This is a genomic window from Bacillus sp. PS237, from assembly GCF_037963345.1.
Classification (GTDB): domain Bacteria; phylum Bacillota; class Bacilli; order Bacillales; family Bacillaceae; genus Bacillus; species Bacillus subtilis.
The window spans coordinates 1,815,532-1,839,744 of the sequence record NZ_CP150156.1 but is presented as its reverse complement, the minus strand read 5'-3'; the positions used below and the strand labels follow the sequence as shown (position 1 = coordinate 1,839,744).

General features: G+C 45.6%; 2 protein-coding genes. Both read right to left on the bottom strand.

Features of this window, described 5'->3' with window-relative positions:
• Nucleotides 1–41: 41 nt before the first annotated feature.
• A complete protein-coding gene (locus NST22_RS09230) occupies nt 42–7,673 on the bottom strand; it encodes a beta-ketoacyl synthase N-terminal-like domain-containing protein (protein ID WP_003245624.1) in 7,632 nt (2,543 codons plus the stop codon).
• A 14-nt stretch (nt 7,674–7,687) separates the two neighbouring features.
• Nucleotides 7,688–24,154 carry a non-ribosomal peptide synthetase gene (locus NST22_RS09225; RefSeq protein WP_010886514.1) on the bottom strand — a complete coding sequence of 5,489 codons (16,467 nt, stop codon included), beginning with the start codon at nt 24,152–24,154 and terminating at the stop codon, nt 7,688–7,690.
• Between the last annotated feature and the right edge of the window lie 59 nt (nt 24,155–24,213).

Genomic DNA, 24,213 nt, shown 5'->3' with positions numbered 1-24,213 from the left:
TCAAAACGCCCCCTTTTAAAAGAGGGGGCGTTTGTGTTTTCTCAGCGCTTCACCAATTCATCTGTTTCTTTTTCTTCCCTCGCTTCATGTTTCTTCCGGAAAGCCTTAAGGAAATTCGCATTCACTACTCCCCTGTTTGAATAGAGCTTTTCGCAAAATTCTAACAGGGCTGTTGACGCTTTCGGTTCGGTTAATATCATGAAGTGGTTGCTTGAATCGACATCCACCAGGTGGAAATGAGGAATTTGCCGCTCCCATTCCTCCCAATAGGCAGCTTGATCAAACGGTTCTTTTTCATTTGATAAAGTGAAATAAGTGTCTAAATCACCAAAGAAAGACCTGCTTTTGTTGCGGAAATAATAACATTTTACCGTCTCAGGATCAGGGAGAGGCTTAACAGTGTACGACTCCAAATCATAGGCGCGCTGTGTTTTCATCATTTGCTGAGCCTGCGCACGTATTTGTTTATCTGGTTTGTTTAGCCCTCGTTCTTTTGCCAAGTCAATCAACTCAGACAGGAATTCTTCATCCTCTAAGCTTATGTCCACCTCTTCACGGCTGATGAGAACATCCGTAAACTTTTCCCGTTTCGCAATCGATGCCAGCATCGTATTAATTGTTTGCAGCATTGACGTTTTCATAGATGCCTCATTCTCTTTTGTCTCAGAACGATATGGGGAGTCAATCATCACCATGCTTTTGACAGCAAGGCCTTGGCTTTGCAGCTGGCGAGTGACTTCATATGCAATCATCCCGCCTAAGGAATATCCGCCTACATCATAAGGACCTTCAGGCTGTATGGATCGAATGATCTCTATATAATAGGAAGCCATTTGTTCAATTCCGTGCAAAGGAGCAGAATCAGTCATGAATCCTCTGGCTTGAATGCCGTAAAAAGGGCGCTGGCTCTTTTGTGCAAATTGCTGATAGATTTCAACTCCTCCTACTCCGCCATGGAACCAAAAGACAGGGCGCCCCCGCTTGCCGTCATTTAACGGTATTAATTCCGGAAACGTGCGAGCTTGATCATTTTGTAAGGATGTATCCTCCTGTTTCTTTGCGATCAAGTCCATCATGTCCTGAACAGTATGGCATGCTTGAAGCTCCGTCAAGACAATGAGAGGGTCCACCTTTGATTGCAATTGCTGTAATAACTGTATGCAAGAAATTGAATCAAATCCATACTGCTGCAATGGCTTATGAAACTGCAGTTCATCCGGAGCCATCCCTAGTACATTTGCTAATATGTGATGATCGCTGCTGTTGTTGATACGCTCATCCTGTGAAACAGAAGGCGTATTCTCTACTGCTTGAAAGCCGTTCCAGCAGCTTCTCTTTTCAAATGGATAGGTTGGCAACGGTATTCTGCGGGCACCTTTTCCTTGATAAAGCTTTTCCCATGGGATTTGCACCCCTTTTGTCCAGCAAAACGCGATCTTTTCAAGGTTGTTTTCAGACAACAAAGTCTCGATCACCATTTCTCTTAATGGACCATCCAGCAAGGCTTCGAGATCTGACGAGCCATTTTCTGCATTTCCGCTAAAGACAGGTACAGAACTCTTCAGCTTATCGCCTTTTTCTGCTAAGCAGGCTTGCAAGCCGATTACCAGTTCTTCTTTACTGCGGACGACGAGCGCCAGGCGGTCTTCCATTTCCTCTCGGCCGGTTTGAAGTGTATAAGCATAATCTTGTAATGACAGTTCTTGTTGTTTATTCACATAGTCAAGCTGCTGTTGAGCAATTGCTTTTAGCCTGTCTTGATTCTTTGCAGAAAGAACTACAATGTGGGCACCATTCTCACTCATACTAACCGGTGGTTTTGGTAAAGGAATATATTCTTCTAAAATGACGTGCGCATTTACGCCTCCAAAGCTATAGCTGTTGATACTCGCTCTGCGCGGAATTTTTTTGCCTGCATCGTCACTTAAATCCCTCCATTGCTGATTCTCGGCAGTCACTCGGAAACGGGTGCCCTTTAATGACACCTGGTCATTCAAAGACGAAAATCCGGATATGCCTGGTATTGTTTGATGCTTCATCGCCATGCTGACCTTCATAAGAGCAGCCATGCCTGAGACGAGTTCACCGTGTCCGATGCTCGGCTTTAAGCTGCTGATATAACATGGCGCTTCCTCCCGTACTTCCTGTGGAAGTTCCAATTCGAGCTGACTGCAGCCTGACTTTAACGCCTCTATTTCTATCGCGTCTGCCAATGGAGAGGCGATCCCATGCGCTTCTATATAGGTCACCGTTTTGGGATCAATTTGCGCTCCTTGATAAGCCTTCAGCATTGCATCCTTCATGCCGGCCGGATTTGGCGCGTGAAGTGACATTCCCCTGCCGCCATGCGATACACCTGAACCTTTAATAACCGAATAAATATGATCAGAATCTTCAATGGCTTTTTGCAATGGTTTAATGATGAGAACTCCTGCTCCTTCACTTCTGACAAAGCCATTTGCATCTGCTTGAAAGGATTTGGCCTGCCCTTTCTCACTCAAATAGCCCATTGAGTCGAAGCCAATAAAGCCTTTTGGTGAAAGCAGCAAATTCACAGCCCCGACAATGGCTTGCTCACATTCGCCGTTTCGAATGGATTGTATAGCTCTGTGCAAAGCCACTAGAGCTGAGGAACAGGCAGCTTCATAATATTCACTTGGCCCTTTTACATCAAGTGCATAGGATATACGGTTTGGAATTAGGGAAGGAACCACAGCTGTATCCGTATTGCCGGCTGCGACAAATACTCCTGTCGGGCGGCTGGATAAAACCTGCCCTGTTAAGCCTGCATCTTCCATCGCCTTCCATGCATGTATCAAGAGCAGAAACTCCTGTGGGTCCATATTCGCCGCTTCTTTAGGCGATATGCCAAAAAACAGGGGATCAAACTCACCTATTCCTTCTATAAAACCGCCCCATTGAAGGCTTGATTGCCCTTCCTTATCGGCTGCGGCATATTTGCGCCAGTCCCAGCGTTCTTTCGGCACTTCAGAGACACAGTTCTTTCCTTGGACAAGGTTATCCCAAAATTCCGTTACGCTGTTTGCTTTCGGAAACTGTCCCGACATGCCGATAATGGCTATGCCGTCTGCCGCGTGTTCGATTGTTTTATCCGTGTTCGTCTCGTATGCCGGAATCTGTTTCATTTGGTTTTCGATTTGAGCTGGGCGTTCTTCCTGCTGATGAGCTTCACCAAACAGCTGAGCAAAAGATGCTTCATGTTTGTCCGCAAAAAAGTCGATTAACTCTTGAATAGTCGGATATTCAAAAAACAGAGTCGGATTTAATTCGATCTTTGTCTCTGCTTCCATCTCCCTTGTCAGTGCAACCAATTGAGAAGAATCAATTCCAAAATCCATGATATGCGCTTTTGCAATTGACAATTTTGACGGATCGGCCATGTTTACTGCCAGTTTATCTGTTACATAGCTTCTGATACGAGCTTTCAGATTGCTGGCTTTGATGGCCTTATTTTGATTTCCTCTTTGATTCGAAATACGAAGCTGTTTAAGCGAGTAGCCCGAGTAGTGCAGCACTGTTTCTGACGACTCATTGATCACATCTACATCAAACAGCAACATGTCACCTGTATTCTTAACCAATGTAATCAAAAGCCAGCAATCCCCTTTTATCGTTTGCTTTGTAAACTGGATATCATTGATTCCAAACGGCAGGAAGCCGCCTGTCATGTCAAACTGCTCTAAGAAACTGAGGATAGCCAAGTACGCGCTGTTTGTCATCAATGGGCTTACAGTGTAATGGTGCCCGTTTGCCAGCCCGCTTTGGGGCAGGCGAATTTTTGCCAGTATAGACTTGTGATCTCTGTAGAGATGAGTAATTGTCTTAAATAACTCTCCCCATTCAGGACCGTTTCCGGTTTTATACATCTGATCGATGTGATGAAGCTTAGTTAATGAATGCTTAACGTTCTCGATATTGACTTTTTTGGGCTCAAAAGAACCGATTCCGCATTGTCCGATTGCGGCAGGCTTCCACAAACCAGAGGACGGCTCGCGATACATGATTTGCAGTTCTATGACTTGATCTTTTTGCAGCGGCTTTGCCTGAAGTTCAATGGTCTCGCCTTGTTTGATGACAATTGGACTGATATAACTTAATTTGCTGATACGGCCGCTGTTTTCCTCAGGGAACAGGTTAAAAAATGCTTCAATGGCCAGACTGCCATATGTGGCACCGACAAGCACCCGTTCATTGTTGAAGACGTGTCCTTGAACGTAAGGCTCATCATAAGTGAATTGATCTTGAATGACCGGCTGATTGATATTGTCTTCAACATCTGACGATTTCTCATTGATAGACGATACATCGAAATGAAATGATGTATTATGGTCAAATGCATAGTGAGGCAGATGAACCCAGCCTGTTCGGTTCCCTATATCAGCTTCTTTAAAAGCAATCAATGCCCCTTGTGCCCATTGCTCTGCTGCGTTTATTTCTCTATCCCTAGATGCTGATTCCGCACATGGCTGTAAATCGAATGATGTATAGATGCCTTGCTGGAGTGAGCTTTCTCTTGATGTTCGGAACACCTTTAGTTTTTCGATCAGCTCTTGAGTCGATGCCACTGTAAATGCAGTCCTATGCTCTAAATTATGGTTTCTCCTGTGTAAAGCCTGTACAACGGGTTCAATATCCAGAGAAGCTTCCTTCTCTAAAAACAATTGCATATTTTCTAGATAGCTAAGCAGGCTCCATTTTGTTTTGGCTGAAAAAACGGCAGTGAATTCCTGCTGGCGGGGAGCGATATGTTCTTTCTCAGGGGCCGTCTCCATATATTCTTCTATAATAAGATTGGCATAGGCTCCCCCCGCTCCGAAGGAATTGATCATGCTTCTGCGCGGCAATTGTTTTCCAGTTTCAGGATCATTCAAGCGATGCCATGGCTCTGTTTGTTCCTGAAGATAGAAAGCCGTGTGTTCCAGCTTAATATTTGGATTGACAGGCATCGCGTTAATTGTCGGCACCAGCGTCCCTTTCTTCATCTGCAGCAGCACTTTTGTCAGCTGAGAAATACCGGAAGCCGCCTCTAAATGCCCCAGATTGGATTTGACAGAGCCTATCGCACAAAACTGTTTCTTGTTTGTATATTGTTGAAACGCGTTTGTTAAGGCAATTACTTCAATAGGATCGCCCAGCGCCGAACCATTTGCCGCCGATTCAATATAGCCGATAGTCTCTGGATCAATGCCCGACTGCTGAATCGACTTGACAATTAACTTTGCTTGCTGCTTCGGGTCCGGAGCTGTATACATCTGTCTTCCGCCGCTATGGTTAGCAAAACTGCTTTTGATCACAGCGTAAATATGATCCTGATCTTCCATCGCCTTCGAAAGTGGTTTTAACAGGACAGCTCCGACGCCTTCCCCGGGAATAAGCCCGTTTCCGGTGCCAAAACTTTTGCTTTGATTGCCGCTTCCCAGCAGATTGGCACGCTCCAAAGAATCATATTTAGAGAGATCGAGTGTTAAATTGACACCTCCAGCAATCGCCATTGAGCAGTTTTTCAATTTCAGGCTTTCACACGCAAGATGTATGGCGTTTAATGAACTAGAGCATGCTGAGCTGACAGCGATACTCGGTCCGGTCAGGTTAAAAAAGTGGGAAACGCGATTTGCAATGTGCCAGTCTCCCCCATTTGAGCTGAGGACTGCCTGCTCTAAAGATGGGATATTCCAAAAATACTGGTTATACATATTCCCTATAAAAACACCTACTCCGTCATCATCCCGCAATTTATCCAGCCGGGTTCGCGTATAGCCGCCGTCCTCAAACGTTTCCCAGACGGTTTCTAAACATAAACGGAGTTCCGGTGTCATTTCCATCACCCGGTTTTGCTCCACCTCAAAAAGCTGATGGTCAAATGCCTCTATATCTTGTAAAAATCCGCCATAGCGTTTCTTATTTGCCGGCTTTTTTGGATCTTTTGATAATGTTTTCAATAAAGATGTGCGCCATCTGGATTCCGGTGCCTCTGTAATACAATTGTCTCCGGCGATTAAATGCCCCCAAAGCTCTTCTAAACTGTTAGACATCGGATAGCGCCCGCTTACCCCGATTATTGCGATATCTTCTGTACTAGAATCATTAAAATGTGTTCCTTGCAAATTACTTGTCTTTTCTATTTTTAGTGGTTCGGTATTTGCTAGCTGAGTTTCCGTGACTTCCTGCTCTGTAACAAAGCGGCGTGTATGAAAAGTAAATGGCTTATTAGGATCTGTACGCTCTGTTTGAAGTGGAGCTTCATTTTTTGCAGGCTTCGTTTTTTCCTTTAACAATGCTGTCCGAAGCTTATTTTCATGCCCCTTTACTAAATATTCGACGAGTTCTTTTGTGTTGTTATGTTCAAATAAAATGGTTTTTGGAAGCTCTCCCGTCACTTTTTCTAATTCACGAATGAAATTCACCTGCAAAATCGAATCAATTCCATACTTCTCAAATGTCGTATCTTCGTGAATACGTTCTGGTGATAGTTTGATTGATTTTGCCAGCGTATGCTTCACAAATTGTGCCGTTTGTTCGATGAGAGAATCGCTTTCCTGTGAATGATCGATTTCAGCATTCATTTGTATATGGCTTGGATCTTCTTCTGCCTCCGTTCTCTTCTTTTGACGGACGACTCCGTTACTTTCAGCGGCAATGATCTGCTGGCCGAGTTGATGCGATTGTTCAGCCATAAAGGAAACATAGCGAAATCCTTCACTCTCAAGCACCATTTTCCAAGTGTCTGGATACAGGCCCGGGCAGCCCGGTATGCGGAGATCAGGATCCTCATACAGCCACCAGCCCTCTAAAAGGCCGAACGTCAAATGCGAATATATATTATGATTACTTATTTCATTTAAAAGGAGCAGCCCGTTTTTTTTCAAAACTGCTTTTGCATTTCGCAATGTCTGCCGGATATTTTTTGTGGCATGAAGCACATTTGCCGCGATGACCGCGTCGTAGCCTCCCGCATCAATATGCTGTTCAGACGCCGGCTCCTCGACATTAAATCGTTTATATGTCAAATATGGATTGTCAGGACCATACTTATTTTCTGCATGCATTAAAAAAGCTTTAGACAGATCTGTATAACAATATTCTTTTATATGTGTCTGCCATGCTTTCAATTTTTGAAAAACAGCCGCGCTTGTCCCGCCGGTCCCGGCTCCGATTTCTAATATTCGAATCTTCGCCTCAGGCTCTTGCTTCAGACGTTCTTGCAGATAGGCTGTTAACGTATCTGCAAGAACATCATTAAAATAGTCTGCGACTTGATTGTTTTTATAGACCCCTTCTACTAAATCCATAGATGAATTCGGAAACAGGATATCGGTGGCTGACGCCTTGCCGGTCAGAATCTCCGGCAAGGCTTTAAGTGCTGTCTCCACCAATGTCACCATGGCTTTCATATTATTGTCTTGAAGCAGGTCAAATTTTTGTTCATTCCATTCTTTCCACAGCTCGCTCATGGTGCCTATTGAGCGTGTTGGAACATGTCCGTTCTCCGTTCGCTTGAGAAATTGATGCCGTTCTAAAATCGATTGGCTTTCTTCAAACCATCTGCCATAGAAATTCTCCAATACCGGCTGGGATTTACTTTCTGTGAAAAACCCTATGGACTGTAATTGTGCGAAAAGCATTTTACAGAGAATGTCTTCTGTGTTCAGCATTGGCGTTTCCCCTCCTATAACAGTTGTTGAATCTTTGTGTTGTCACCCGGGTGATAGCTTCGCAGCTTTTGAATGGCGGAGCCGTGAGTTTCCGGGTACACTTCAATCGTTTCTTCTGTCTGTTCCGCTTCATCATTCGTTTCGTTTGCCATTTTCATCATTACTAGCTGCTTCAGCGGTCCCCCGAGCAGCAATTCCAAAGCTTCCATTGCTTCAGGGGCTTCAATTGAGCCTATGCCTGCCTGAGCCATTCTCTTTTGGTAATCCGGTGATGAAACAACACCAATGCTTCCCCAATAACTCCAATTCATCACGGCTACTGTACAAGGCCATACTTGAGAAAGCCGCTGTGCAAAAGCATCCTTAAAACTGCAACCCGCAGCGTAATTGCTTTGTCCGGAAGCTCTTGCAAACGATTGTACGGAAGAGAAAAACAAAACAAAATCCAGTGGTTCATGCCGGAAAACTTGAGCCATTCGCACGCTTACATCAACCTTTGCAGCAAGAACGTTTCTGAAACATTCCTCACTCATATTCATCAGGCTTCGGTCTTGTAAGACAATTGCAGAATGGATGATGCCGTTGATTTCACGATGTGTTTGTTTCATTGTTTCATACGCGCGTTCTAATTCCTCTCGGTTAGCCGCATCTGCTTGAATGTAATACGGGGCTCGCCCTAGACGTGCAAATCTGTCCAGCTTGCTTTGAATGGCTGCATCCTTTTTCCTTCTGCCAATCCAAACGATCTGCGCCTGATATGTTCTGATCATATATTCACTCCACGCCTCACCAATACCGCCAGCTCCGCCTATGACAACATAAACACCTCCGTGCTTATACTTCGTGTGCACCGGTTGATTGTTGTGTACTGGAATTAGACGAAGCTTATGCCAAATCTTGTTTCGATAGGCCCACGTATTCCCTTCTTGATCGGCAGGCAAGGAAAGGAGTTGAGATAACGGCAGGTCTTCGTATTTTTTAACATCGATCAGCTTTGTCTGCCAATTTGGATATTCTTTTGACATTGAACCGATCAGGCCGTGCACCCCGGCATCGACCGGGTCGACAATATCATGCTGATCAACATATTGTGTGTTCACCGTCACGATCGTCCAGCTTATCTCCTTCTGTCCATAGCCTAAAGAAAGCATTGCCTTAATGAGCCTATACATTTGAATGACGCCTTGATCTTGGGCTTCAATCATTTCATCGCCGACTTCGCACTCTGTCACACGAGAAGGAGACATCCACACGATGTGGTCAAACGATCCGAGTGCTTCAAGCTGGCCTGTAATTCTATGAATTGATGCGTTCGGCTCAATGTACAGCTCCTTGGCAAACGGAAACTCCCTTTGAACAGCTTTTCTGCTGTTGTCATCCCCTCCGAGGATGACAACACGCTCATCAGCAGGCGAAATGCTCCTCTTCTCCAGCTGCACTCGATCCCATATCGGCGCCATAAGAAGCGCTCCGTTAAGAGTTGCTTTGGAGTTTCCTAGTGATGTCGGCCCGTCTGGCGGTTGTATGCCTTCTTCCAGCAGCCTTGAGGTAATCCCCTTGATTCTTACACACACTCGGCCTTGTTCATCACACAAATCAATATCCAGTCTCTGTATTTTGTCCTCATTAGGACGAGATGTCACAGACACCCACATTTTATTTGTACACGGGCTGAATATTTCTAGCTCTTGCAGCGCAAAAGGCAGAGAAAGCTGCTCGTCACCGGAATTCAGCTTTAGCCCGATCGACGCTTGTAAAGCAGAGTCGGCCATACTTGGATGAAGAACGAATTCATTCAGTGTGTGAGTTACACCAGCAGGCAGAGAAAGCTCTGCCAAGGCTTGATTGCGGCCGATGTAAAGCCGATCTATCCCTTGAAAACCAGGTCCGTAGTCAATGCCGATCGCCTTAAACAATTCATAACACTGGTCGTGTGAGAGTGTGCTTAAACTGCATTGGTCTTGAAGCGCGCTGATATCCTGGACTGGAATGTCTCCTGCCCCACGGATTGAAGCACTGCCTTGACAATGTATCTTTCGATCATTGTGTGCAGCCTCTGTATAGACGTTAAAAGCAATCTCGCCGTCCTGCTGGGGATTTAGACTGATATCCACTTGAACAGGCTGGCCATCCGCCACAATCGGCTGCACCCACACAACATTTTTGATGTGAATAACAGATTGTTGATCTTCGGTTCTTCTCACTGCTCTTGTAACGGCAGCATGAACCATCTCAAGATATGCCACGCCCGGCATAACCGGTTTTCCCTTCACCTTATGATCGGCGAAAAAGAACTCAGCACCTGTAAAGGCCGAGCTGAAACGCTGCTCTGACAAATCAGATGTGTTGACATGTATCAATGGATGCAAAGCTGCTGATTCGACTGTTTTTAAAGCTGTTTGATGGGCGGCTGCCTCCTCTTTCGTATCCGTTATCCAGTAGCGTTCTTTCGCAAATGGATAGGTAGGGAGGCTGATGCGTTTCGGCTGTTTGCCGTCATACAGTTTACTCCAGCCTATTTCCATGCCTTTTACCCATAAATCAAGCAGTCTTTCATATATGTGAGGCTCCCAGCTATTGTTGAGCGTTTTCTGTACTTCGTCATCTGATCTCAATGTTTGTGCGATACCTTTTTCTGCTCTGCCTCTGTACATGTACTTCGCATTGGTGCCCCCTTCTATAAAGAGGTTCAGTTTTTCCAGCAAGTCCCCAGTCGAGACAGCGATGATCCCTAATCTCTCCTCCATTGCATCACGCCCCTCTTGGAGTGTATAAGCAATATCAGTGAGGTCACGAGCAGTGATAGATCGCTTGCTGATAAAGTCTGCTAATTGCCGGGCTTGGTCTTTCAGACGATCTTCATCCTTTGCCGACAAAATAAAGATGCCCGGGTGCTGTGCTGTCACGGCTGGTGCTGTTGCAGGATGGGTTGTTTCTTTCGGAATATATTCCTCAATGACCACGTGGGCATTGACGCCGCCTATCCCGAACGAACTGATACCTGCGCGGCGCGGCAGCTCTCGGCCGGCTTCATCCCGAAGCGCCTGCCACTCTCTCGATTCCTGCACAATATAAAACGGGCTGTCATCCAGTCTGATATACGGATTAACAGTTTCACTGTACAGACTTTTGACAAGCGTTTTATGCTTGAGCTGCAATAACACTTTAATGACACCAGCCACACCGGCCGCCAGTGATAAGTGACCGATGTTTGTTTTCGCTGACCCAAGTCCGCAATGGCTGCCATGAACAGCCGGGTCCCCCGTTTTTTCATACAGCTCTTTAAATGCCGCTTTTAAGCCGTTGATTTCTACTGGATCGCCCAGCTCTGTTCCAGTCCCATGCGCTTCAATATAAGTTACGGTTCTTGGATCAATTCCCGCTTTTTCATATGCTGTTTTTACGACATCCGCCTGAGCTTTCGGATTAGGAGTCGTTAGAGAATTTGCGCGGCCACCGTGGTTTACCGCACTTCCTTTAATGACACCGTAAATATGATCACCGTCTCGTTCAGCCGCTGTCAGCTTTTTCAGAAAGAGAATGCCGGCACCTTCACTGACTGCGAATCCATCGGCTTTGTCAGAAAATGTTTTGCATCTTCCTTCTTTGCTCAGCGCCCCGGCTTTATCATAGGCGATATGGCCTTGCGGAGTTACGACCGTGTTGACCCCTCCCGCAATCGCCATTTCACAGTTTCCATTTTCAATGGCGCAAACCGCATGATGAATGGCGACCAAAGAGCTTGAGCACGCAGTGTCGATCGGTTCACTCGGCCCATGAATGTTCAGGAAATAACTGACTCTATTCGGTCCTGCAGAAGGACTCATATTCGCAGCCGCTGAGCCTTCGATGTCTACATTTGACAGAAGTGAACTGTACCCTGTGTTTCCTGTCCCGATGAAGATGCCCGTTTTGGTTCCTGCCAGGCTTCTCGCTGAGTGTCCCGCTTCTTCTACCGCCTTCCACGCATAGGTCATTAACAGGCGCTGCTGAGGCTCCATCTGCTCAGCCTCCAGCGGAGATATGCCGAAGAACAATGGATCAAAGTCAGCAACTTCATCAATAAAACCGCCCCATTTGACGTTTGTTTTATTCGCTTCTTTCAGAGGGTCTCCGTAATACTCCTGCCAATCCCAGCGGTCTTTTGGAACCTCTGTAATACAATCTGCGCCCGATGACAGGTTCTTCCAATATTCCTCAACGTCTTTTGCCTTTGGGAAAACGCCGCTCATCCCCACAATCGCAATAGGCTCAGGCTTGTGATCAGCTTCCTTTTGCATTGGTGTTACCGAAGGTTTTACAAAGCGGTTTTCAGTCGAAAACGTCATATTTTTTATATTCTGTTCGACAGGCTGCATCAGCACCTCAGCTTTGGCAGGCGTTTGAGCTGTAAAAGCATTTGGATATTCTTCTGACAGATACCCTGCAAATGCATAAACAGTTGCGTGCTCAAAGAAGACCGTAGGCGTAAGATCCAGCTTGCACTTCTCATTCAGTGTATTTGCGAATTCAGTTAACGTAATCGAATCAAATCCATATTGATTAAACTCCATGTCCGGGTCAATCTCTTCAGGTTTGATTTTGAGCAATTGAGAGATTGTTTGCTTTAAAACTTCTTGAATGTGGTCAAACATATTCCCTTGATCCATTCTTGCTTCAGATGTCACCCGTACTTGCACTGTTTTCATTGGTACATCATCAGAAGACGGCTTTTGAGTCAGCTTTTCCCTCATCATGTCTTTGAATCCTTCCATGACGATGACTTGATCTTTGCCAAATGCCAAACCTTTATACAGCGCTTGAATGCCGGTCTCGGTCCGCATTGGAGTCACACCTGTGTTTTTCAACGTCATGTTTTCAATTTCTTTATTCGCGCGCATGCCGCCTTCTTTCCAGAGCGGCCAATTGATTGACAACGTTTGTCCGTGCCTGTACATGGCGGTTACAAGCGCATTCCGATAAGCAGCATAACTGTCCATAAATGCATTAGCCATTGCATAATCGGCCTGTCCCGCGCTGCCGGCAACACTTGATATTGAAGAAAAGAGGATAAAGAAATCTAACGCAAGATGCTCGGTTGCCTCATCCACATTCACAAGCCCTTTCACCTTAGGAGCGAGAACTTGTGTCAGCTCTTCATTGGTTTTGCTCATAAGATAGTTATCTTTAATCAGCCCAGCGCTGTGAATGACACCATTCAAGTCTTCGTAATCAGACGTAATGCTTGTGATAAGCTCGGAGGCTGCTTCCGTTTGTGTCACGTCAACCTGCCTGTATTCTGCGCGAGCCCCTAATTGCTGAAGTTCGTTAAGCTCCGCCTGCTGATCCGCATTCAACGCGGATCTGCCTGTCAGAATGAGCACAGGCTGTTCGGCTTGGCGAGCAATCTCTTTTGCAAAAATAAACCCAAGTCCTCCTGCGCCGCCCGTGATGAGGTATACACCTTTATCTCTCCACGGCATGCTTATTTCCCGATCATCTATTTGCATTTCATCCAGATCATTGATGTACCGTTTGCCTTTTTCATATTTGATGTGCTGATCTTCTGTGTGCCTTTTATTCTCTTTCAGTTTTTCTATTACACTTTCAACATTTTCATGTGAATCGATTTCAATCGTCTGGCCGATTAGTTTTTTATTCTCCAGGCCGGCGGTTTTAAGGAGCGCCGATAGCCCTGAGAATGAGTACTGCTTTCTTTGTGCAGAGGTAAGCAGCTGGATCAGAACATTGCCCTGAGGTCTGCTTTTGAGAAGACCCTGGACCGTCTCAAGCGCTTGTTCGGCATAATCTTGGAACCTCTCTGCAAGTCCTTCGCGGAATGACTCCAAAACGATGCATTCCGCTCCTGTCATTCTTGATTCAATGCGATCTTTTGAGAGGCCATTCATGTCGCAAAGCATGACAATGTGCCGTTCGTAATGAGGCTCAGGACTTTCTTTTTTAAAATCCTTGGGCACCCATTTTTCTTCAAACATCAGGGTTGCCAGCGTTTGATCAGATTCCGCCGATCCAGAGCCGCCTTCTGCTGCTCTGAAAGATAATCCTTTCATCCGTACGCAAACATTGCCGCTCTCATCTAAAATATCCATATCGCGCTTTTGCACCTTATCAGTTGCCTTGCTGCCTTGGCTGTATCTTGCGTATACCCACATTTCTGACGAACATGCTCCGAAGACTTCAAGCTCCTGGACCGCAAAAGGCAGTGTCAGCTGGTTATCCCCGGCTCCTGTCAAAATGCTTGACGCCTGCAAAGCAGAATCCATCAGCCCAGGGTGCATTTTGTATTGGCTGAGCGTATCTGCAGCTGACGGATGCAATGACAATTTTGCCAAAACAAATTGTTCAGCTGTATAGATTTTTTTCACTCCGCGATAAGCAGGACCATATTCAAATCCAATCATTCGATAGGTGTCGTATACTTCGTTTACGCTGAAATGACTTTCCTGACACTGCTCCCGCAGAGATTGCAAATCAACCGCCGGCAAATTTTCAGCAGGATTCAATACCGCGCTGCCTTGACTGTAGACGATTGACTGTTCGCCAGTAACGTCTGAATGACCATAGATTTCATAAGAGATCTCACCATTTTCTCCCGGTAAAAGCCTAATGTGTACTTGCTGCGGCTGATCCTCTACAACAATAGGCCGCACCCACACCGCATTCTTTAGCTTCATGATGCGCGGTACACCTTGTACCTCTGCGGCCTGCTCAACAGCTGCCCGCGCCAATTCAAGATGAGCCACTCCCGGCAAAATCCGTTGGCCTTTCACAACATGATCAGCAAGGAAAAACTCTTCTCCCGTATAAATAGAGCTAAACCTTTGTTCCGAGAGATTGGATGTGTTTTGATGCATTAATGGATGCAGCACGGCTCCGCCAAGGCGGGAGGCTGCTTGATTTGCATCAATGCTGCCGCTTTTTTCAATATGATCAGAGATCCAATAACGGTCTTTTGCGAAAGGATACGTCGGCAAGCTGATGCGCTTTGGCAGATTCTCGCCATACAATTTCGTCCAGTCTACATCAAGCCCTTTTACCCATAATTCAAGCAATTTTGCATACTTTCCCCGTTCCATCCATTTCTCGACGGCTTCTTGAATCTCTTCGTCCTCTGTCAGCATTTGGAGTGTGCCTTTATCAATCCTGCCTTTAAATACATCCTCCACACCGCTTTTCTCCGCTGCAAAGTCTTTTAACTTTTTCTGTAAATCCTCAATGGAACCGGAAATAATCCCGAGACGTTCTTCCATCGCATCCCGTCCGGCTTGCAGTGTATAAGCGATTCGGGCGAGATTTACGTCACTATATGTTTGCTTATCAAGCGCATCTGCCAGCTGCTGTGCATGTTCTTTTAGCCGCGCTTCATTTTTAGCCGATAAAACGAAGATACCCGGATGTTCCGGCGCGATGGATGGTATATTCTCATCGGATGCTTCCGGAATATATTCCTCGATAATCACGTGGGCGTTTACTCCGCCGATTCCAAATGAACTGACACCTGCCCGTCGAGGAAGCTCTTCTCCCTGTTCATTTTTCAGCGCTTTCCATTCTTCCGTTTCCCGTACGATATAGAACGGACTGTTTTTCAGCTGAATGTATGGATTCACGTTTTCGCAATGCAGACTTTTCACTAAGGTTTTATGCTTAAGCTGCAATAATATTTTAATAACTCCTGCTGCACCGGCTGCCAGCGATAAGTGGCCGATGTTTGTCTTTACAGACCCTAATCCGCAGTAAGGATTGGCTGATGTGTCTCCTTCATTTACACCCAATGCTTTAAAAGCTGATTTCAAACCGTTAATTTCAACCGGGTCTCCAAGCTCCGTTCCGGTTCCGTGGGCTTCAATGTAGGTCACGGTTTTCGGGTCGATTCCCGCTTTTTGATATGCCGACTGAATAACATCTGCCTGCGCCTTCGGATTGGGAGTCGTTAAAGAGGCTGCACGGCCGCCGTGATTGATTGCACTGCCTTTTATGACTCCGTAAATATGGTCTCCCGCTTCTTCAGCCGCTTTTAATTTTTTCAGGAACAGTATGCCGGCACCTTCCCCATGTGCAAAACCATCGGCTTGATTTGAAAACGTCTTGCATTTTCCTTCTTTGCTCAGTGCTCCCGCCTTATCAAAGCTGATATACACCTCAGGAAGGATAATCGTATTTACACCGCCGGCTAATGCCATGTCACAAGTGCCTTCCTCAATTGAAGAGATGGCATGGTGGATCGCCACTAGTGAACTTGAGCACGCTGTATCAACCGGTTCGCTCGGCCCATGCAGATTAAGGAAATAACTGACCCGGTTCGGACCGACCGATGGGCTCGTATTGGCTGCCGCTGATCCTTCTATTGCCGAGTTCGCTTTAGATAGAAGAGAGCTGTATCCTGTATTTCCCGTTCCGATGAAGACGCCGGTTTTTGTGCCTGACAACCTTTTCGCCGAATATCCTGCATCTTCGATCGCTTTCCAGGCGTAAGTCAGCAGTAAGCGCTGCTGAGGTTCCATTTGTTCAGCTTCACGCGGGGAAATGCCAAAGAATAATGGATCAAAATCTGCAATACCGTCAATAAAACCGCCCCATTTCACGTTCGTTTTATTGACTTCCTTCGCCGGATCACCTTCATATTCACGCCAATCCCAGCGATCTTTCGGGATTTCCGTCATGCAGTCTTTGCCCTCTTTTAAGATGTTCCAGTACGCCTCAACGTCTTTCGCCATAGGGAAAATCCCGCTTATGCCCACAATGGCAATTGGCTCAGGCCCAGCATCACTCTGTATGGCGTTTGGCAGCATGACTTGCTGCTTTCTGCGTCTTTTAGCTTTGGCACGCACGGCTTGTTCCTGTTTCGCAGCAGGCTGAAGCTGAGCCGATACAGCGCGCACAGCAAATGTCTTCGCAAATACCGATTGATATTCTTCTGACAAATGCTTGCCAAACGCATGAATCGTCGGGTGGTCAAAAAATACGGTTGGCGTCAGCTCTAACTGATAGGCGCGATTGATATGGTTGGTGAATTCAGTCATGGAGATAGAATCAAAACCATACACCGTCATCTCTGCATGATCGTCAATCGTTTCAAGCTTGACCTTTAACAGCTTGGCGATCTCTCGCTTTAACATCGCCTTTACTTTATCCAGCAAACTGTCTGCATCAATGCTATTTATTTGTTCAGTCATGTGTTCTGCTTCCTTCTTTTCCATAGGTGCTGAGGCGTTTTTGGCCAGCATGTTTTGTTTTATTTTCTGCACATCGCCTTCGATCACCATTACTTGGTTTGCCTCTGAATGAAGTGCTTGATATAATGCCTGAATTCCTTTTTCCGCCCTCATAGGAACAATACCGGCAAGTTGCACAAGCCTTTTCTCAGTTTCTTGATCGACCTGCATGCCTCCATCTCTCCATAAAGGCCAGTTTACAGAAAGCGTCTGCCCATGCCGCTGGCTGAGGTCGGCAAGCCTATTTCGATAGCCTGCATACATATCCATAAATACATTGGCTGCCGCATAGTCAGACTGACCAATGCTCCCTAAACTTCCTGAAAGAGATGAAAAGAGAATAAAGAAGTCTAAAGGCAAATCCTTACTCGCTTCGTCTAGATAAACAAGCCCTTTTACTTTAGGCGCCAGTACATCGTGCAGATCTTTTGCCTGTTTATTAACCAGGTAGCTGTCCTTGATGATTCCGGCACTATGAAGAATACCGTTCAGACGGCCATATCTTTTTTGAATGTCGTCAATGAGCTGATAGACTTCAATTTTATTGGTAACATCTGTTTGCCGGTAGGTGATGTCAGCCCCCTTGCTATGAAGCTCTTTCAGCTTTTTGCTTTTGCTTTCGCTAAGAGGTGAGCGGCCCGCCAGAATGACTGTCGCATTTTTCGTTTGTTCCGCAATTTCCTTTGCAAAAATATGACCTAGTCCGCCGGCACCTCCTGAAATGAGATAAACGCCATTGTCTTTCCACGGTTTGCTGCCGTCTCCTTTTGCCTGTTTGATTTCACGCCAATCAGCAATATACCGTGTCCCGTTTTGATATTTGACATATGAATCGCTGCTCATTTGATTTTCTAACAGTTTGCCAGCAATGCTTTCTCCACTTTCTTCACTGCTGACTTCAATCATTTGGCCGGTTAGTTTGGCATTTTCCTGACAAGCTGTTTTCAGCAGTCCTGTCAACCCTGAAAACAATTGCTGTTCTCCCTCGGCAGAGGTCACGATCTGAACGAGAATGCCGTCTTTCGGTTTCGTACGAATGATCTCTTGTACCTTTTTAAACACTTGTTCTGTATAAGAATGGAAACGCCCATCTACTGAAGAAGGCCTTGCTTCCAGGCTGTATACATGGACATCCTCGATGGCTGCTTCAATTTGTTTTCTCGTCTCATGATCATATTCACATAGGAATACGAGATGCTCTGCATATTTTTTTGCAGCTAAGCTGTTAGCAGCCTTTTGTTCTTGCCAAACGGGCTGAAGCAATAAAGTTTCAGCGTTGATTTTTGATGGTTCGGTTTGTATATCTGCCTCCATCACTCTCGTCGAAAATCCTTTCAGCCGCACACAGATCATGCCATGCTCATCACATAGGTGAATATCGACTTTCTGTATCAAATCTCCTGGTTTGTTTTTCGAGTTGAATTGAACATAAACCCACATGTCAGAAACGCACTGACGAAAAACCTCAAGTTCCTCCAGTGCAAATGGCAGTGCTGCCTTAAAGTCTTCAGTGTCTGAAAGTTCCGCTCTGACGACATTTTGCAAATATTCAGCCGCCTGTAACGCCCCGTCCATTACACTTGGATGAAGAACATAATCGCCCAACGTATGTGCAACAGATTCTGGCAGTGATAATTTGGCAAGCAGCTGGCCGTCGCCTTTATATACGGCCTCTACACTCTTGTAACCTGGACCGTAATCGGCGCCGATCATCCCTTCATAAAACGAGGCAGCATCCATTTTGCTTTGATCACATTGTTTCTTGATCTTAGAAAGATCCAGTGCTTTTTCTCGCTTTAACTGAATCAATTCCGCTTTACCTTGGTTATATACAACTGGTTCTGCATCAGCGGATTCCGGATCACCATACATCCGATAAGCAATATGTCCGCCATCTTCATCGTAAAGTCCGATATTTACCTGAACCGGCTCACTTCCTGCTACAACCGGGCGAACCCACACGACATTTTTCAGCCTGATTCCAGTTTCATGATCCTCCAATCCGCCAATTCCTTGTTCTATAGCGGCTCTTGCCATTTCAAGCGTGACCGCCGCCGGCAAAATCGCCATGCCTTTAATGATATGCTCGGCAATAAAATACTCTTGTCCTGTGAAAATGGAGCTGAAACGCTGCTCTGACAGAACCGATGTATTATGGTGCACCAAAGGATGCAAACGAGATGGTTCAATTGTTGTGATAGCGCCGGTGCTGCTTTCAGGCCAGTATCGTTCTTCGGCAAAAGGGTATGTCGGCAAGCTGATGCGGCGTGGCTTTATATTTGGATAGAGCCTGCGCCATTCAACGTGAAAGCCATTTGCCCACATCTCGGCAAGCTTTCTCAATTCTTCTTTTGATATCCGCGATGAAGCCATATCATCTGCTTCAGCATTTCCAAGCAGCTGTTCAGCGGATGTCATTCTCGTTTTTTCTCCTTGAATACAGCCTTCTGCGAGCGGCTTTCCAGTCACAAAAGCTTCCAGCTGATGTTTCCACTCTTCCAGATCGTTCACTATAAAAACGATCCTGTTATCCATTGCTTCACGGCCGACTTGGAAGGTATATGCAATATCTCTTAAAGAGAAATGCCTTTGCTCGTCTTGACTGATATAGGACAGCATTTCCTTCGCGTATACTTGGAGCCGTTCACTATTTTTTGCTGATATAGGAATGATGTAAGGCTGATTGCCTTCGTTTTCGGCACCTGCATCAGAAATGTTTTCATATTGCTCAAATATTGCATGGGCGTTAGTTCCGCCAAGGCCGAATGAGCTCAGAGCCGCCCGATGGACACCTGCGTGTTTCTCTAACGATTTTCGTTCACGGACAACATAAAAAGGAGAGCTTTCAAACTTTATATCCGGATTCGGCTCCGTACAGTTGATGGTCGGTGCAAGTTCATTATGGTATAAACTCATCGCAACTTTAATACATCCGGCTAACCCCGCAGCTGTATCCAAATGGCCGATATTCGTTTTCACTGAACCAATTCCGCAAAATTGTGTTTTGTCGGTGTATTGCTTGTACACTTTATTTAGAGCAGACATTTCAATAGGATCGCCTAATTTCGTTCCCGTCCCGTGCGCTTCAATATAACTGACCGTTTCAGGATGGATCTTGGTTGTATCCAATACATGCTGTATCACTTCTGTTTGGCCTTTTACACTTGGCGCATAGAAGCCTGCCTTCTCTGCCCCATCATTATTGATGCCTATTCCGCGCATAATGGCATAAATATGGTCTCCGTCTTTTACGGCATCCACAGCTTTTTTCAGCAGGATGACTGCTACGCCTTCACCTCCGGCCATTCCGTCCGCCGAAGCATCGAACGCCTTCACATGCCCGTCGCTTGAAAAATTCAACCCGTTTTGGTGCACGTAGCCGATCGCTGATTGTGCGTGCAATGTTGCGCCTCCGACAAGCGCATATTGTGATTCGCCCGATGTCAGGCTTTTGTATGCTTGATATAAACCGACTAGTGATGAAGAACAGTTAGAATGAACAAAATAGCTTGGCCCTTTTAATCCGAGCTTATGTGAGATCATTGTGGGAATGGTTCCGCTTTGGGCTAAAACCCAAGAGACATAGCCATCCGGTGATTCATGTCCTTCTGTTGTCTCCTTCGGCAATAACGTTCTATATGAATTGCTGCTTGCAGACATATATACACTTGTTGCCGGAATCTCCTTAGCCACATATCCTGCATCTTCAATCGCTTTCCAGGAGTGCAGCAATAAGAGGCGAAGCTGAGGGTCCATATACTCAGCATCTTTTGGCGAGATTTGAAAGAAACCGGGATCGAATAAGTCTTTCCCTTCGATCACAGATTGCACAGGCACATAGTCAGGATGCTGTATCAATTCTTCGGGAACTCCATTTGCGCGAAGCTCTTCTTCAGAAAAGAATCGTATGCTTTCTTTGCCTTCTTTGATGTGGTTCCAGAAGTCATGATGATTTTTCGCACCCGGGAACTGGCAAGATATCCCCACAATCGCAACACTGTCGTCAAAATAAGGGGGAATCTTCTGTTTCGGGTATTTTCCATCTTTTTTGTCATCATGATCATCTTCATTTTGTGTCCCGGCTAGATCTGAGTTTTTCATCTCCAAAATGTATTCACTGATTGCACGGATCGTGGAATACTCAAACAGCTCAGTAACATGAAACTCACAATCGAATTCTTTTTTGATTCGTTCAGCCACAGCTACAGCCAGAAGCGAATCGCCGCCCGCATCGAAAAATCCGTCTTCCGGCCCAAATCCGCTGACCTTGAGCGTTTCCTCCCAAATGCGCAGCACCTGATCCTCTATTTCCGTTAATTGCAAGTGATTTGGTTTCCTTCTGTTGAACACGATCTCGCGTTTTTCTAATTCTTTACGGTTCACTTTTCCGCTGGGCGATAATGGAAGCTCATCTAAGCGGATAAAGTGTGAAGGTATCATATATTCGGGCAGACTCGATTTTAGATGAAGGCGCAAATCTTTTGGATTGGCAGAGGCATGTCCGCTTTCCTCTGTATAATAAGCAGCGAGCTGTTGATGGCCCTCAAGCTGCTTCACCACTACCGCCTGATCTAAAATGCCCGGAAATTCACCCAGCTTTGTTTCTATTGCGCCCAGCTCGACGCGAAAACCGCGTATTTTGACTTGGCTGTCAATCCGTCCCAAGTATTCTATGTTGCCGTCAGGAAGCCACCTTGCTGAATCACCCGATTTATATAGCTTCGTCCCTGATTCAAAGGGATTATCAATAAATTTTTCAGCCGTAAGCCCCGGCTTTTTAAAGTAGCCTCTTGCTAAGCCGGCTCCAGCGATGCAAAGCTCACCTGGCTTTCCGATCGGGACAGGCTTCAAATGCTGGTCCACAATATAAATTTTCGTGTTGGAAACAGGCTTTCCAATCGGTGTATGGTGACTTGCGATATCTCCTTTTCCGCATCCGAAATACGCAGCGTAAATGGAGGCTTCCGTCGGTCCGTATATATTTTCAACACGGCAGTTTGTAAAGAGCGATACCGCCTTTTTCACTAATACTTTAGGGAAGGCTTCACCTGCAACCATCATATACTTCAGCGGACCGTCCTCTGTGAATCGCTTGTTGTCTTTCGCCATTTCTAAAAAAACATGCAGCATGGCCGGCACAAAATTAATGTGAGTCACTTTATATGTTTCAATATAATCCATGCAAAGCTGCGGTGATTTCTCCCCATTAGGCGGAAGAATCACTAGACGGCCATCTCCAATAAACCATCCGAATAATTCTGAGATCGATACATCAAACACATAGTTCGTCTTCAATAAATATGCATCCTCAGCCGTTACAGGATAGTGAGATTCAAGAAAATTCAGGGTATTCATAATGCTCCGATGCTCTACCATAACCCCTTTAGGCTCTCCGGTGCTTCCCGATGTATAAATAATATAAGCGAGGTGTTCCGGTTTTACTTCCCGCTTTAAACCGCTGCTTTGCTGGTCTGTATAACCGTTTCGGCAAGCTAACTCGATATTGATCGCTTTTACATGGCTGCCAGTTAATCCGCTGATCCTATCATGAACGTTAGGTTGGGTGAGGACAATGGATGCCTGACTGTCTTTGAGCATGTACTTTAATCGTTCTTGCGGAAAACTTGGATCTAACGGCACATACGCTCCGCCAGCTTTCAGTATTCCTAAAATTCCGATGATCATATCAAACGAACGCTCTGCACAAATGCCAACGGGCTGTTCAGGTCTAACACCCTGATGTTGAAGGTAGACTGCCACAGATGTGCTTTTTTCATCTACTTCTTTATATGTAAGTGATCTGTCTTCAAACATCACAGCAACCGCATCGGGGGTTTGTTTCGCTTTTTCCTCAAACACCTCATGTATACACTTGTCATTTGCGATGTTTGTCCCTGTCGCATTCCATTGTTCCAGCAAACTAGTTTGTTCTTGATTTAATTGCAAAGAGTAGGCTTCAAGCGGCAAAGACGGGTCCTCCATCATGTGCTGCGCGAGCTTCATATAGTTCTCCATCATGCTTTCAATGGAGGACAGTTCGTACAAATCAGGGTTGTACAGAAGATGAAGCACTGTTTCATTTTCTTGCTCATATATTTCGAGCGCCAGCTCAAATTCACCCTCTTGCCGAATGTCTTCAATATATTCGATGCCAAGCGTTTGATACGGTTCAAGCACTTTTTGCAAGCCTGTTGCCTGAAAAAAGTTTTGGTACAGAAAAGCTGTTTGAAAAACCGGAGAATCCGCGGCCGAGCGGTCTACATTCAGCTCTCTTACCAATGCAGGGAACGGAAACGCCGCATGATCCAGGCCGACAGCCACTGTCAGCTGCAGTTCCCGAATAAATGCTGTTAATGGCTGAGATCCGATATTCTTGCTCCGAACAGCCATCATATTGATAAAATAACCGATTAGGGTTTCAAATCTGTCTTCTTGCCGACCCATTGTCGGAACGCCAACAATGATATCCTTTTGTTTTGTATAATGATGCAGCAGCACTTTGTAAATGGAGAGAAACACAACCGATTCATTCACATGATTGGTGCGGGCAAACGATTTAATTTGATTTCTCAGGTGATGAGGGAGCAAGCTTTTATAAGCTTGCCCCTTAAATTTTCGTGCTGAAGACCGCGGACGGTCAGCAGGCAAATCAAGAACTGGCAGACTCCCAGACAACTGTTCTTTCCAGTAAGCGAGATGCTCTTCCCCTTCTCTGCCAGTCAGCATTCGATTTTCCCAATCGACAAAATCGTAATAATCAGCTGTTGATGGCTGCTGCAAGGGTTCAATCCCATTCAGCAATTGTTGATACGCTTCGAATAGCGCCGATATCAATGTCAGCATCGACACACCATCAAATATGATATGGTGAATTGTTATAAGAACAATGCATTCTTCTAACCGATGAAAAAGGTGTGTGCGCCATAACGGACCAGCTTCCAACTGGAAAGGTTCTTTTGCTTTTTCTTTTAGAAAAGGCATAATATCTGCTGATTTCATTGCTGATATATCCTCTTCCACAAAATAAAGATCCTTTGATAACTGAACCGATTGAAATGGAATGCCATTTTCTTCTTGAATCACACTGGCTAAGACCGGATATTGTCTCTGTACAAACAGAAGGGCTTTCTTGAACGTCTCTGCATGTATTGGTTTGCTGAAGCGAAAGCATAAAGGAATGTTATATGCACTCATCCCAGGAGACATTTTTTGAAGCATCCACAGCCCTTTTTGCCCTTCTGAAAGCGGGCTTTTCAACTGCCGCTTCATGCCTTTAAGATGTTCTTCCACCTCAGAAATGGTTAATTCTCCTGATCTGAAGGCATCGA